Origin of the sequence: Pseudomonas sp. Bout1, assembly GCF_034314165.1 — a bacterium.
GTDB lineage: Bacteria > Pseudomonadota > Gammaproteobacteria > Pseudomonadales > Pseudomonadaceae > Aquipseudomonas.
Genome location: NZ_JAVIWK010000001.1, coordinates 5832437 through 5846141 on the forward strand (window position 1 = coordinate 5832437; position 13705 = coordinate 5846141).

The window sequence follows — 13705 nt, forward strand, 5'->3', positions numbered from 1 at the left end:
CGCGCCCGATTCTTGCATTACACTGGCCGGCGTACATTCCTTAACCAATTGATGAGATGACCGTGCTCAAAGCACTCAAGAAGATGTTTGGTAAAAGCGAGGCTGAGCAGCTCGCGCCAGGTTCCAGTGCCCCCGCCCACGTTCAAGGCAGCCGCAATGACGGCCAGCAGACTGGCCGGACCGCACCTGTAGCCGCGCCAAAAAAAGAGCCGGTGACCACACCCGCCACGGTTAATGTCGCTGAAGAACAACCCACCGAGACGCCACGCCAGGAGCCACGCCAGGAAAAACCGCGCCGCGAACGCGCGCCCAAACCTGTGGTTATTCCCTGGAAACTGGAAGACTTCGCCGTCGAACCCCAGGAAGGCAAAACCCGCTTTCATGACTTCAAGCTCGCCCCGGAACTGATGCACGCCATCCAGGACCTGGGGTTCCCGTACTGCACGCCGATCCAGGCGCAGGTACTGGGTTTCACCCTCGCCGGCAAAGATGCCATCGGGCGGGCGCAGACCGGCACCGGCAAGACCGCCGCGTTCCTGATCTCGATCATCACGCAACTGCTGGAAACCCCGCCGCCCAAAGAGCGCTACATGGGTGAGCCGCGCGCACTGATCATCGCCCCGACCCGGGAGCTGGTGGTGCAGATCGCCAAGGACGCCGCCGACCTGACCAAATACACCGGCCTCAACGTCATGACGTTTGTCGGCGGCATGGACTTCGACAAGCAGCTCAAACACCTGGAAGCGCGCCACTGCGACATCCTGGTGGCTACGCCGGGCCGCTTGCTGGACTTCAACCAGCGCGGCGACGTGCATTTGGACATGGTCGAAGTGATGGTACTGGACGAAGCCGACCGCATGCTCGACATGGGTTTCATCCCGCAAGTGCGCCAGATCATTCGCCAGACCCCGCCGAAAAACGAGCGCCAGACCCTGCTGTTCTCCGCGACCTTCACCGAAGACGTGATGAACCTCGCCAAGCAGTGGACCACCGACCCGTCCATCGTCGAGATCGAGGCACTCAACGTTGCCAGCGAGAACGTCGAACAGCACATCTATGCGGTCGCCGGCGCCGACAAATACAAGCTGCTCTACAACCTCGTCAACGACAACGGTTGGGAGCGAGTGATGGTGTTTGCCAACCGCAAGGACGAAGTGCGACGCATCGAAGAGCGCCTGGTGCGTGATGGCGTCAACGCCGCGCAATTATCCGGCGACGTGCCGCAGCACAAGCGCATCAAGACCCTGGAAGGTTTTCGCGAAGGCAAGATTCGCGTGCTGGTGGCCACCGACGTGGCCGGGCGCGGGATTCACATCGATGGCATCAGCCACGTGATCAACTTCACCCTGCCGGAAGTGCCGGACGACTACGTACACCGGATTGGCCGCACCGGCCGTGCGGGCGCGGCGGGCGTGTCGATCAGCTTTGCCGGTGAAGACGATTCGTATCAGCTGCCGTCGATCGAAACGTTGTTGGGCCGCAAGATCAGCTGCGAAACGCCGCCGACGCATTTGTTGCGCCCGGTGGAGCGCAAGCGCCCTTAAGCTGGAATGCGGTAAAAAATGTGGGAGCTGGCCTGTGTGGGAGCTAGCTTGCCTGCGATAGCATCACCTCGGTGTAACTGACATACCGAGGTGCCTGCATCGCGGGCAAGCCCGGCTCCCACATAAGCCCGCTCCCACATTTGGTTTCAGCGCTTTCACTTCAAGGAGGAACACATGAACCAGGCCGACTACCTCATCATCGGCGGTGGCATCGCTGGCGCATCCGCCGGTTACTGGCTGTCACAACATGCCCGCGTCATCGTGCTGGAGCGCGAGTCGATGCCGGGCTACCACTCCACCGGCCGCTCCGCCGCCCTGTACATCGCCGCCTACGGCACGCCCCAGGTGCGCGCCCTCACCCTTGGCAGTCGCGCCTTCTTCGATCACCCGCCCACCGGTTTTGCCGAGCACCCACTGCTCACTTCTCGGGGTGAATTGCTGGTGGACTTGATCGGCGACCCCGAGGAGTTGCAGCGCCAATACCTGAGCGCCAAGGCCCTGGTGCCTGAAACGCGGCTGCTCGACGTCGAGGAATCGATGGCCATGATGCCAATCCTGCGCCCGGAAAAAGTCCACGGCGGCATCTACGACCCGACCGTCTGCGACATCGATACCGATGCGTTGTACCAAGGCTATTTACGCGGCATTCGGCGAAATGGCGGTGAAATCCACACCGACAACGACGTGCAAAAACTGACCCGCGATGATCAGGGCATGTGGCAAGTGCGCACTGCACACCAGCACTTCAGCGCCCCGGTAATCATCAACGCCGCCGGTGCCTGGGCCGATCACATCGGCGAGTTGGCCGGCGCACGGAAAATCGGCCTGCAACCCAAGCGCCGCAGTGCGTTCGTGTTCGCCCCGCCTGCCGAACTGAACATCCATGCATGGCCGGAACTGGCCGCCCTCGACGGTTCGTTCTATATGAAACCCGACGCCGGCATGTTCCTCGGCTCACCGGCCAATGCCGACCCGGTGGAGCCCCACGATGTGCAGCCTGAAGAGCTGGACATTGCCACGGGCATCTATCACATCGAAGAAGCCACCACCCTGAGCATTCGCCGCCCTGCGCGGACCTGGGCCGGGCTGCGCAGTTTTGTCAGCGACGGGGATCTGGTGTGCGGGTTCGATCCACAGGTGCAGGGCTTGTTCTGGGTTGCGGCCCAAGGCGGCTATGGGATCCAGACGTCACCGGCGATGGGCCAGGCCAGTGCGGCGTTGGTGCGCGGGAAGCCTTTGCCGGAAACATTGGCGGCGTTCGGCTTAACCGAAGCGATGCTGTCCCCGTACCGGCTGCAAGCCTTTACCTAACCCCTGAGGCGGGGGAGGTTGCTGTGGTGAGGGAGCTTGCTGTGGCAAGGGAGCTTGCTGTGGTGAGGGAGCTTGCTCCCGCTGGAGTGCGCAGCGCTCCCAGGATTTTTAGGGCCGCTACGCAGCCCAGCGGGAGCAAGCTCCCTCACTACAGTTTGGTTATTTCCAGCGGTCAGCGGCAGCGTGGTCGCTGTCGCGCCCGTCCACCCAGCGTGGCCCTTCACTGGTGTTTTCCTTCTTCCAGAACGGCGCGCGCGTCTTCAGGTAGTCCATCACAAAGGCACAGGCATCGAACGCCGCCTGGCGATGGGCACTGGCCGCTGCCACGAACACGATCGGCTCACCGGGCTCCAGGGCGCCGATGCGGTGCAGCACTTCCAGCTTGAGCAGCGGCCAGCGTTGTTCAGCCTCCACTGTGATTTTGCCGAGGGCTTTTTCAGTCATGCCCGGATAATGCTCAAGGAACATTCCTGCCACATCCAGCCCATCGTTGAAGTCGCGCACATAGCCGACAAAACTCACCACTGCGCCCACGCCCACATTGGCCGCATGCATCGCGTTGACTTCAGCACCCGGATCAAACGCCTCGGCCTGCACCCGAATCGCCATGGTCAGCCTCCGGTCACTGGCGGGAAAAATGCCACTTCGTCGCCATCAACCAGCGGCTCGTCCAGCGAACACAGTTCTTCGTTGCGGGCGCACATCAAGCCGGTTTCGTTGAGCACCTCAAAGCCGACATCCCCGGCCAATGCCTGGCGCACAGCTTCGATGGTGGCGAACTCGCCTTCGACTTCCAGCGAGTCCAGGTCTACGGCTTCGCGGTAACGGGCAAAAAACAGTACGGTGATGCTCATGCCTGGTCCGCCTTGAAATGCCCGCTCTTGCCGCCGAGTTTTTCCAGCAATCGGATGTGTTCGATGGTCATGCCACGGTCCACGGCCTTGCACATGTCGTAGATCGTCAGGGCGGCGACACTGGCCGCCGTCAACGCTTCCATCTCCACGCCGGTCTGGCCGGAGAGTTTGCAGCGGGCGACGATATGCACGGCGTCCAGGCCATCGGCACTGAGCTCAACCTTGACCCCGGTGAGCATCAGCGGGTGACACAGGGGGATTAAATCACTGGTTTTTTTCGCTGCCTGGATCCCGGCGATGCGGGCCACGGCAAACACGTCGCCCTTGGGGTGGGCGCCGTCGACAATCATTTTCAGGGTTTCGGGCAACATGCGCACCCGCGCTTCGGCCACGGCTTCACGGAACGTCACGGCTTTTTCAGTGACGTCGACCATATGGGCGCGACCTTGGGAATCGAGATGAGTCAGCACAGGGATACTCCTGATCAGGAGCCCCGATTGTAAACCCAACGCAGATCAAATGTGGGAGCTGGCTTGTGTGGGAGCCGGGCTTGCCCGCGATAGCATCACCTCGGTGGTTCAGACAAACCGAGGTGATGCTATCGCAGGCAAGCCAGCTCCTACATTGACCGTGCTTAGAGGTGAGATTCGGCGTATTCGGCCAGAATCGAACGAGGGACTCCTTGCAGGGCGATGTGCACGCCGTTCGGGAAGTCCTTGAAGCGTTCCGTCAGGTAAGTCAGCCCGGAGCTGGTCGCGGACAGGTAAGGGGTGTCGATCTGTGCCAGGTTGCCCAGGCACACCACTTTGGAACCGGCGCCGGCACGGGTGATGATGGTTTTCATCTGGTGCGGGGTAAGGTTCTGGCATTCATCGATCAAAATCAGGCTTTGCTGGAAGCTGCGACCTCGGATGTAGTTGAGGGATTTGAACTGCAACGGCACTTTGCTGAGGATGTAGTCGACGCTGCCATGGGTGTTTTCGTCATCCATGTGCAAGGCTTCGAGGTTGTCGGTGATCGCCCCCAGCCACGGCTCCATTTTCTCCGCTTCGGTGCCGGGCAAAAACCCGATCTCCTGGTCCAGGCCCTGCACGCTGCGGGTGGCGATGATGCGGCGATAGCGTTTGGTAACCATGGTCTGTTCGATGGCGGCAGCCAGGGCGAGGATAGTTTTCCCCGAGCCTGCGGCGCCGGTCAGGTTGACCAGGTGGATGTCCGGATCAAGCAAGGCATACAGCGCCAGGCTTTGGTAGATATCACGCGGTTTCAGGCCCCAGGCTTCCTGGTGCAACAGGGGTTCCTGATGCAGGTCGAGGATCAGCAGCTTGTCGACCTGGATCTCTTTGATCCAGCCCACAAAACCCTGTTCGTCGATGATGAATTCGTTGATGTGCACGGCCGGCAGGTTGTCGATCAGCTGTACCTGGTGCCAGGTGCGGCCATGGTCCTGACGGGTTTCAACTTTGCTCACACGGTCCCAGAACGAGCCGGTCATGGTGTGATAACCCCGCGACAGCATCGACACGTCGTCGACAAGCTGGTCGGTACTGTAGTCCTCGGCAGCGATCCCACACGCTCGTGCCTTGAGGCGCATATTGATGTCTTTGGTCACCAGCACCAGGCGCAAGTCCTTGTCGCGCGCATGCAGGTCGATCAATTGGTTGATGATTTTGTTGTCGTTCAGGTTTTCCGGCAACAGGCTGTTGGGCTCGTTGCGCTTGTTCATCAGAATCGACAGCAAGCCCTTGGGCCCGCTTTTGCCACGCTGGATAGGCACGCCGACTTCAACATCCTCAGGCGAGGCTTCACCCAGGGTCTTGTCGATCAGGCGGATGGCCTGGCGGCATTCGGCGGCAACGCTGTGGTGCCCGCTTTTGAGTTTGTCGAGTTCCTCAAGCACGATCATCGGGATGGCGACGTGGTGTTCTTCGAAGTTAAGCAGTGCGTTTGGATCGTGAATCAGTACGTTGGTATCAAGCACATAAAGGATTGGCTGGTCGGAAGAAGGGTTACGTCCATGATCATCCATACTCGGTCACCTTTGTGGGAGCCAGTCGACGCAATACCGCGACAGTGCTGCGCCTCGATTCGACCGTCGAACGCACTTGAGGGGCGTCAAGTGCGGTGCACACAAGAGGTGTCTTGGAAGACGCCACCTGTGTTGCAGGGTTCGGCTGTCTGTCTTCGTAATACCGCAAAACACATGACAGGAAAAAGCACTTTGACGCTTTTTTGAAGTTTATTTTTCAGGATGACGAATAGCACTAGGCGAGCCGGCATTGCACCGTTAAAGTCGGAAGTCCGCCTGTATCGAAATATCTCCAACTTTTGCCGCCACCCAACCTCAGCCCCAACAGGGCCGGGCACTTGGTCATTTTCAGCGAAACGCTTCCCGGCAATCCTGCCAGCCGAGTCCACTTTCTGCCGTGGCGTGTAAAAGCCACGGTAATGCGATGCGTGCCTTGTCCTGAGTGTCGTGGAACAGGATGACCCCGCGCCGCCACAGCAGCATCAGCGTCAGCACGCGGTTGGCCGACTCATCGGCCTTGAGCTTGCCAGGCTCGTCTTCAGAATCAATGTCCCACAACGCCACTTGCAGCCCTTGGGACTGGAAGAAGCCCTGGCTGTCGGAGCGGCGCTGGCCGTAGGGCGGGCGGAACAGCGGCAGGTAGTTTTCCGGCATCAGGTTTTGGGCCATGGAGGCGCTGCGGGTGATGGAGGACTGCCAGTCGACCCAGTGGCTATGGGAGCGGTACTGCCAGCCCTGAATGCCGACGCACTGGCCCTGGTACAGCGCCTGCACGTCGCTGGCCGAGCTTTTCTCGACGCGGGTTTGCAGACTGTTGCCCAGCACGAAGAAGATGCCGTGCAGTTTTTGTTTGCGCAGGTAGTCGGTGAGCCAGTCGGTGTTACCACTGACGGGGGACGGGCCGCTGTCGAAGGTCAGGAGGAACATCCGGTCGTTGAGTTCGTCGCCGTTGCGTTCGTGGTCGCCGAAGCGGGCGATTTCGCTGCTGATTTGCGGGAACAGGGCGGCCTTGCGCAATTGTTCATCCAGGTAGCGCTCGTGGAATGCGCGGCTGGGGCCGGCCCAACCTATATAGAAGGAGCTGTCGCTGACCTGGAACTTGGCGGCTTGTTCGCGCAGGTCGTCCATGTTTTCCACCAGGTAGCAGAAGGACGCATCTTGTTCGCAGCTTTGTTGGGCGAAGGTGTAGTTTTCCAGCAGGCGTTGCCACAGTTGGCGGCGCAGGTCGTCGATCGAGGCCTGGTTGATGATTTTCAGGCCCAGGCGTTGTTTGAGGGCGGGGTCGTCGAGGGCTTCGCTGGCCAGCAGGGTGTGAGCGAACATCAGGATTTCTGCGCGTGAGGCGACGTCGAACAGAGCGGGGCTGCTGAGGCGTTCGGGCCAGGTGCCGCGGTCCAGGGTCGCGACATCCACGGGGGCGGCTTGGGCGCCCAGGCAGATGAGCCAGGCTGACAGTAAAAGCGCAATTCGCACGAAGGGTCTCCCTTTCCAGAGTCGTCGGGCACTATAGCCGATCGCGTGGGGAGGGCTATTGGGTTGGTGTGTATATCCGTTATTGGGTAACGGCTGATATGGATTCCGCTCTTACAGCCACCTACCGACCGGCTTGAGTGTTAAAAACAAAAGCCAAATCAAAAACAGACACGCCCCGGTTCAAATGTGGGGCTTGCTCGCGAAAGTCGTCAACGATGACGCTGGCATCCCGATTCAACGCGGCGCCCTCAGGTTATTCGCCGGCAAGCCGGCTCCTACAGAAAAGCGGCTCTGCTTTGGTGTTTGATCTGGCTTCCAACACTCAAGCCGGCCTGTAGGCCGCTGTGTTCTTGATCTTGCTTTTGATCTGACTGCCCCATTCAGCCCAAGGCCGAACGCAGGGATTGAGGAGCGGGTAAACCGGCAGGACGCCGGTTTAGCCGCGACGGGCCAGGGACGGGCCGTCGCGGCGGCCCGCGGAGCAATGCCGGAGTGAGGGCACACCGAGCCTAGGCGAGGTGCCGACAGGCGGGGCAGAGCGTTTTGGTTACTTTTGCGCTTTTCAAAAGTGACCCGCTGTAAGAGCGGAACCCTAAGTAGCCGTTACCAAAGAAACGGATATGTACACCAACGACCGCACAGCCATCTATCACCATCATAGGTGGAGTCAAACCGCCCTACCCCCTAGAATCCCCCCACGATTAAAGGAGACGACTTCATGCTGACGGTGATTTCCCCCGCCAAAACCCTCGATTTCGAGTCAAAGCCGGCCACCCCGCGCTTCACCCACCCGCAATACCTCGACCACTCCCAAGAGCTGATCGAACAATTGCGCGAACTGAGCCCGGCACAAATCAGCGAACTGATGCACGTCTCCGACAAAATCGGCGGCCTCAACGCCGCACGCTTCGGCAGCTGGACCCCAGCCTTCACCCAGGCCAACGCCAAACAAGCCCTGCTGGCTTTCAAGGGCGACGTCTACACCGGCCTCAACGCCGAAACCTTCAAAGACGCCGACTTCACCTACGCCCAGGACCACCTGCGCATGCTCTCGGGCCTGTATGGCCTGCTGCGCCCCCTGGACCTGATGATGCCGTACCGCCTGGAAATGGGCACCAAATTGCCCAACGCCCGTGGCAAAGACCTGTACGCCTTCTGGGGCACCCGCATCAGCGAATGGCTCAACGAAGCCCTGGCCGAACAAGGCGATGACGTGCTGCTCAACCTCGCGTCCAACGAGTACTTCTCGGCAGTCAAACGCCCGGCGCTGAACGCGCGAATCATCAACACCGAATTCAAGGACCTGAAAAACGGCCAGTACAAGATCATCAGCTTCTACGCCAAAAAGGCCCGGGGCATGATGAGCCGCTTTGTGATTGAAGAACGCATCAACGACCCGGCCAAACTCAAGGAGTTTGACGTGCAGGGTTATCGCTTCAACGCAGAGCAGTCCAAGCCCGACAAGCTGGTGTTCCTGCGCGATCACGCACCGGAATAACTCAGTCTTTCTGAAACCGGAACCCCGTGGCGAGGGAGCTTGCTCCCGCTGCTGCGCAGCGGCCCCAAAAAAGCCAGGGCCGCTTCGCGCCCCAGCGGGAGCAAGCTCCCTCGCCACAACAATTCCCTCGAATAAACCCCTCTTCAGCTCGAATAATCGTCATTTATTTGGCGTCAAAAATAATTCTTCAGATTCCCTAACATTTATTTCACTCGACATTCGTCAATTTTTTTCGTAGTGGCACCTACTTTTTCAAACAGTAGTGGCACAAAACTACTTAACCCGCGCAACTCCCCGCAACTACTGGCTCAAGTAGCGAGTGCTATCACTATAGTACTAGTGCCATCTTTACTAATATTTCAAAAAATTTCCGGAAACAGGATGAGTGGCCAGGAACTATGTCCTAAAGCACCGCTCATACCACCGGTAACGATTATCTCTGCAGATGTAAGAGATGGCTTACATGGCGACCAAGGGAAGTAGCAAAGTTGTCATATAACTTTGACTCGATGGTCAACTCATCAACTGACTAGTTGAAGGCGGACGAAAAGGTATCCCTACTTTCTCCGAAAAGGCCAAGGCTGAACACACCTGTATGGGTCAGTGAGACAACCCAATACGTTGATATATAAGGGCAAAAATCCCCTATCAACGCCTTGCGGCACTGGCGCCAGGCCCTTCCCCAGGAAGGCTGGCTGCATTTCAGGGCAAGCCACAACAACAAGGCCAAGTTTCGCACAACTTGAGTGCATTAGTTAGTCACTCGACTTTTAGTATGCCTGCACTGGACATATCGACGTTTACCCGTCGCACTTTCCAGTGCCTGAGTGACGCTTCAAAACATGAACTCCGGCCATCTAGTGGCACGATTAACAATGAGGTAAATGCGATGCGCATCAGCATATTCGGTTTGGGTTACGTCGGCGCAGTATGTGCCGGTTGCCTGTCTGCACGGGGCCATGAGGTCGTTGGCGTAGACATCTCCAAGGAAAAGATCGACCTGATCAACGCGGGTAAATCTCCCATCGTTGAACCAGGTCTGGGCGAACTGTTGAGCCAGGGCATTCAGACCGGCCGACTGCGCGGCACCACCAATTTCGCCGAAGCAATCCGTGATACCGACCTGTCGATGATTTGCGTCGGTACGCCGAGCAAGAAGAACGGCGACCTGGAGCTCAATTACATCGAAGCGGTGTGCCGCGAGATCGGGTTTGTCCTGCGTGACAAGGCCACCCGCCATACCATCGTGGTGCGCAGCACCGTGCTGCCAGGCACCGTGGCGAACGTAGTCATCCCGATTCTCGAAGACTGCTCGGGCAAGAAAGCCGGCGTCGACTTCGGCGTCGCCGTCAACCCTGAATTCCTGCGTGAAAGCACTGCCATCGCCGACTATGACCTGCCGCCAATGACCGTCATCGGCGAATTCGACACTGCGTCCGGTGATGTCCTGCAGTCGCTGTACGAAGAGCTCGATGCACCGATCATCCGCAAAGACATCGCCGTTGCCGAGATGATCAAGTACACCTGCAACGTCTGGCATGCGACCAAAGTGACCTTCGCCAACGAGATCGGCAACATCGCCAAGGCGGTGGGTGTCGACGGTCGCGAAGTGATGGAAGTGGTCTGCCAGGACAAGACCCTCAACCTGTCCCAGTACTACATGCGCCCGGGCTTTGCCTTCGGCGGCTCCTGCCTGCCCAAGGACGTGCGCGCCCTGACCTACCGCGCCAGTTCGCTGGACGTGGAAGCACCGCTGCTCAACTCGCTGATGCGCAGCAACGAGTCCCAGGTACAAAACGCTTTCGACATCGTCTCCAGCCACGACAAACGCAAAGTCGCCCTGCTGGGCCTGAGCTTCAAGGCCGGTACCGATGACCTGCGCGAAAGCCCGCTGGTGGAACTGGCAGAGATGCTGATCGGCAAGGGTTTTGACCTGAGCATCTACGACAGCAACGTCGAATACGCCCGTGTGCACGGTGCCAACAAGGAATACATCGAGTCGAAAATCCCTCACGTGTCGTCTCTGCTCAACTCGGACTTCGACGAAGTGATCAACAGCTCCGACGTGATCATCCTGGGCAACCGCGATGAGAAATTCCGTGCCCTGGCGCACAACGCGCCCCACGGCAAGCAAGTGGTCGACCTGGTGGGCTTCATGTCCAAGGCCACCAGCGTGACCGGTCGTACCGAAGGCATTTGCTGGTAACGGCAACGGCAAGTTTCAAGCTGCAAGCGTCCTGATCCCCAGCGCTTGCAGCTTGAAGCCTCCTTCACCTGCGGATGACGCCTATGTCCAAGTTAAAACACGTACTCCTGCAATCCGCCGGCTGGCTGTTGTTCCTGAGCCTGCTGATGGGACTCGCCCTGCTGTTGCCGGCGAGTACGTTCGACTCCGAGTCGAAGAATTTTATTTTCCTGATTGGCGCCGTCGGTATCTGGCGCTACTCGATGGGTGCTACGCATTTCTTTCGCGGCATGCTGTTTTTGTACGTGGTCTACCCGCACCTGCGGCGCAAAGTGCGCAAGCTGGGCAAGGCAGCAGACCCCTCCCACGTATTCCTGATGGTCACAAGCTTTCGGATCGACGCGCTGACCACTGCCCAGGTCTACAGCTCGGTGATCCGCGAAGCCATCGAATGTGGCTTCCCCACCACGGTGGTGTGCTCGCTGGTGGAAATGTCCGATGAACTGCTGGTCAAGAGCCTGTGGGCGAAGATGAACCCGCCGGACCACGTCAAGCTGGACTTCGTGCGTATCGCCGGTACCGGCAAACGCGACGGCCTGGCCTTCGGTTTTCGCGCCATCTCGCGCCACCTGCCGGACGACCGCGCCGTGGTGGCCGTGATCGATGGCGACACCGTGCTCGCCGAGGGCGTGGTGCGCAAAACCGTGCCGTGGTTCCAACTGTTCGGCAATGTCGGCGGCCTGACCACCAACGAGTTCTGCGAAGTGCGCGGCGGCTACATCATGAGCGAATGGCACAAGCTGCGCTTCGCCCAGCGCCACATCAACATGTGCTCCATGGCGTTGTCCAAACGCGTGCTGACCATGACCGGTCGCATGTCGGTGTTTCGCGCCAACGTCGTCACCGACCCGGGCTTTATCGCCGATGTGGAAAGCGACTCGCTGCAACACTGGCGCCTGGGCCGCTTCAAGTTTTTGACCGGTGACGACAAGTCCAGCTGGTTCAGCCTGATGCGCCTGGGCTACGACACTTTCTATGTGCCGGACGCCGCGATCCACACCGTGGAACACCCGCCCGAGAAGAGTTTCATCAAGGCCAGCCGCAAGCTGATGTTCCGCTGGTATGGCAACAACCTGCGCCAGAACTCACGAGCCCTGGGCCTGGGCATGCGTCGGCTGGGCCTGTTCACCAGCATCGTGTTGTTCGACCAGCGCGTATCGATGTGGACCTCCCTGCTGGGCCTGACCGTGGCGATCATCGCGACCTTCAAATACGGCGGCGCATTCATCCTCGCCTACCTGCTGTGGATCGGCATCACCCGCCTGATCTTGACCCTGCTGCTGTCGTGCTCCGGCCACCGGATCGGCCCGGCCTACCCGGTGATTCTCTATTACAACCAGATCATGGGCGCGCTGGTGAAGATCTACGTGTTCTTCCGCCTTGATCAACAGTCCTGGACACGCCAGGACACCAAACTGACCCGCGATTTGGCCAGCTTTCAACGTTGGTTCAACACCTGGTCGTCTCGGACCATGACCTTCTCCGCCGGCAGCATTTTCGTCGCCGTGCTGCTGATGATGGTCTGACCCTGCCAAGCCTGAATTAACTTAGGAATTACACCGATGAATAGCCCAATGAATCCTCCAGTAAACGCCAACGTAGTCCATGAGTCCGAAGCCCAACGCCAACACGCTCGGGTAAAAATCCCGGCCAAGCTGCGCTTCTTCGGCGCCGACCATACGCCGATGGAAGTGCGGGTCATTGACCTCTCCGCTGGCGGCCTGGCGTTCAACGCCCCGCAGCAGGCGCTGAAAGTCGGTGATGTGCACAAGGGTCGCTTGCAGTTCGTGATCGATAACCTGGGCCTGGCGATGGACGTCGAGTTGCTGATTCGCTCCTACGACCGCCAGACCGGCCGCACCGGTTGCCAGTTCCAGAACCTCGACGCACAAGACATTTCCACCCTGCGCCACCTGATCACCTCGCACTTGTCCGGCGACATCGTGACCATGGGCGACGTACTGGCGACCCTGCAACGCGACAACTTCACCAAGGCGCGCAAGGTCAAGGACGGCGGCAGCAACATGAGCGTCGGTGGCCGCCTGCGGGCCGTGACCTTCAGCCTGGCGATCTTCCTGGTGGGCCTGGCGGCATTCGGCTTCGTGGTCAAATCGGTGTACGGCATGTACTTCGTCAGCCACGCCACTTCCGGCCTGGTGAGCGTGCCCGGGATGAACGTGACCATGCCTCGCGATGGCACCGTACAGAGCCTGATCAAAGGTGATGCGGTCGCGGCCAAAGGCGCGCCACTGGCGACCTTCAGCACCAGTATGCTCGACGTGCTCAAGGGCCATCTGGACGAAGACCAGTTGCAACCGGCCAAGGTCGAAGAGCTGTTCGGCAAGCAGATGACCGGCACCCTCACCTCCCCGTGCGACTGCATCGTGGCCCAGCAACTGGTCGCCGACGGTCAGTACGCCAGCAAGGGTGATGTGATCTTCCAACTGGTACCACGCGGCAGCCAGGCCAACGTGGATGCCCGCTTTTCCTATCGCCAGTTTGCCGACGTTCGCCCGGGTACCCGCGTGAACTTCCAGGTGGCCGATGAAGAACAGGTACGCACCGGCACCATCGTCAGCAGCACCAGCCTCAACAGCAGCGAAATGTCCTCCGACATCCGTGTGCAGATCAAGCCTGATGCCCCGCTGGACAGCACCTATGCCGGTCGCCCGGTGGAAGTGACCAGCGACCGTGGCCCATCCCTGAACTGGCTGATCGACAAAGCCATGGCTCACGGTCTGTAAGCGGAGG

11 protein-coding genes are annotated in these 13705 nt (G+C 59.5%); 6 read left to right on the top strand and 5 right to left on the bottom strand.

Annotation, left to right across the window (positions count from 1 at the left end; genetic code table 11):
* Positions 1–56: 56 nt before the first annotated feature.
* Entirely contained in the window at positions 57–1544 is a 1488-nt protein-coding gene (gene rhlB, locus RGV33_RS27005) for an ATP-dependent RNA helicase RhlB (RefSeq protein ID WP_322147323.1), read from the top strand.
* A gap of 174 nt (positions 1545–1718) precedes the next feature.
* The gene (locus RGV33_RS27010) at positions 1719–2855 is read left to right on the top strand and encodes an FAD-binding oxidoreductase (RefSeq protein WP_322147324.1); all 1137 of its coding nucleotides are present in this window, start codon (positions 1719–1721) and stop codon (positions 2853–2855) included.
* Positions 2856–3014: 159 nt separating this feature from the next.
* Here RGV33_RS27010 and moaE read toward each other — a convergent pair whose 3' ends face one another.
* The 5 genes from moaE to RGV33_RS27035 form a co-directional block, all read right to left on the bottom strand.
* Positions 3015–3464: a molybdopterin synthase catalytic subunit MoaE gene (moaE, locus tag RGV33_RS27015; RefSeq protein WP_322147325.1), complete on the bottom strand. Its 450-nt coding sequence runs from the start codon at positions 3462–3464 to the stop codon at positions 3015–3017.
* 2 nt (positions 3465–3466) lie between these two features.
* Positions 3467–3709 carry a molybdopterin converting factor subunit 1 gene (moaD, locus tag RGV33_RS27020; RefSeq protein ID WP_322147326.1) on the bottom strand — a complete coding sequence of 81 codons (243 nt, stop codon included), beginning with the start codon at positions 3707–3709 and terminating at the stop codon, positions 3467–3469.
* Positions 3706–4179 (bottom strand): cyclic pyranopterin monophosphate synthase MoaC, encoded by a 474-nt coding sequence (moaC, locus tag RGV33_RS27025; RefSeq protein ID WP_322147327.1) that lies wholly within the window; start codon positions 4177–4179, stop codon positions 3706–3708. The genes moaD and moaC overlap by 4 nt, the downstream gene beginning before the upstream one ends.
* 164 nt (positions 4180–4343) lie before the next feature.
* Complete coding sequence (locus RGV33_RS27030; protein ID WP_322147328.1) at positions 4344–5738, bottom strand: PhoH family protein; 1395 nt, start codon at positions 5736–5738, stop codon at positions 4344–4346.
* Between the two features lie 348 nt (positions 5739–6086).
* On the bottom strand, positions 6087–7211 hold the full coding sequence (locus RGV33_RS27035; protein WP_322147329.1) for a polysaccharide deacetylase family protein: 1125 nt from the start codon (positions 7209–7211) through the stop codon (positions 6087–6089).
* Between the two features lie 718 nt (positions 7212–7929).
* On the opposite strand from RGV33_RS27035, the gene yaaA reads away from it, so the two are divergent.
* From yaaA to RGV33_RS27055, 4 genes are all read left to right on the top strand, one after another.
* Entirely contained in the window at positions 7930–8709 is a 780-nt protein-coding gene (gene yaaA, locus RGV33_RS27040; RefSeq protein WP_322147330.1) for a peroxide stress protein YaaA, read from the top strand.
* Positions 8710–9598: 889 nt separating this feature from the next.
* Positions 9599–10915, top strand: coding sequence for a nucleotide sugar dehydrogenase (locus RGV33_RS27045; RefSeq protein WP_322147331.1), 1317 nt, complete (start codon positions 9599–9601; stop codon positions 10913–10915).
* 83 nt (positions 10916–10998) lie between these two features.
* Positions 10999–12480, top strand: coding sequence for a mannuronan synthase (gene alg8 / locus RGV33_RS27050; protein ID WP_322147332.1), 1482 nt, complete (start codon positions 10999–11001; stop codon positions 12478–12480).
* 48 nt (positions 12481–12528) lie between these two features.
* Positions 12529–13698, top strand: a complete 1170-nt coding sequence (locus tag RGV33_RS27055; RefSeq protein WP_322147333.1) for an alginate biosynthesis protein Alg44 — start codon at positions 12529–12531, stop codon at positions 13696–13698.
* The last annotated feature ends 7 nt before the right edge of the window (positions 13699–13705 follow it).

Bases quoted from the DNA above. Each gene is read 5' to 3' on its own strand.
- rhlB (WP_322147323.1), top strand. From the start codon at position 57: ATGACCGTGCTCAAAGCACTCAAGAAGATGTTTGGTAAAAGCGAGGCT.
- RGV33_RS27010 (WP_322147324.1), top strand. From the start codon at position 1,719: ATGAACCAGGCCGACTACCTCATCATCGGCGGTGGCATCGCTGGCGCA.
- moaE (WP_322147325.1), bottom strand. From the start codon at position 3,464: ATGGCGATTCGGGTGCAGGCCGAGGCGTTTGATCCGGGTGCTGAAGTC.
- yaaA (WP_322147330.1), top strand. From the start codon at position 7,930: ATGCTGACGGTGATTTCCCCCGCCAAAACCCTCGATTTCGAGTCAAAG.
- RGV33_RS27055 (WP_322147333.1), top strand. From the start codon at position 12,529: ATGAATCCTCCAGTAAACGCCAACGTAGTCCATGAGTCCGAAGCCCAA.
- RGV33_RS27030 (WP_322147328.1), bottom strand. From the start codon at position 5,738: ATGGATGATCATGGACGTAACCCTTCTTCCGACCAGCCAATCCTTTAT.
- moaD (WP_322147326.1), bottom strand. From the start codon at position 3,709: ATGAGCATCACCGTACTGTTTTTTGCCCGTTACCGCGAAGCCGTAGAC.
- alg8 (WP_322147332.1), top strand. From the start codon at position 10,999: ATGTCCAAGTTAAAACACGTACTCCTGCAATCCGCCGGCTGGCTGTTG.
- RGV33_RS27045 (WP_322147331.1), top strand. From the start codon at position 9,599: ATGCGCATCAGCATATTCGGTTTGGGTTACGTCGGCGCAGTATGTGCC.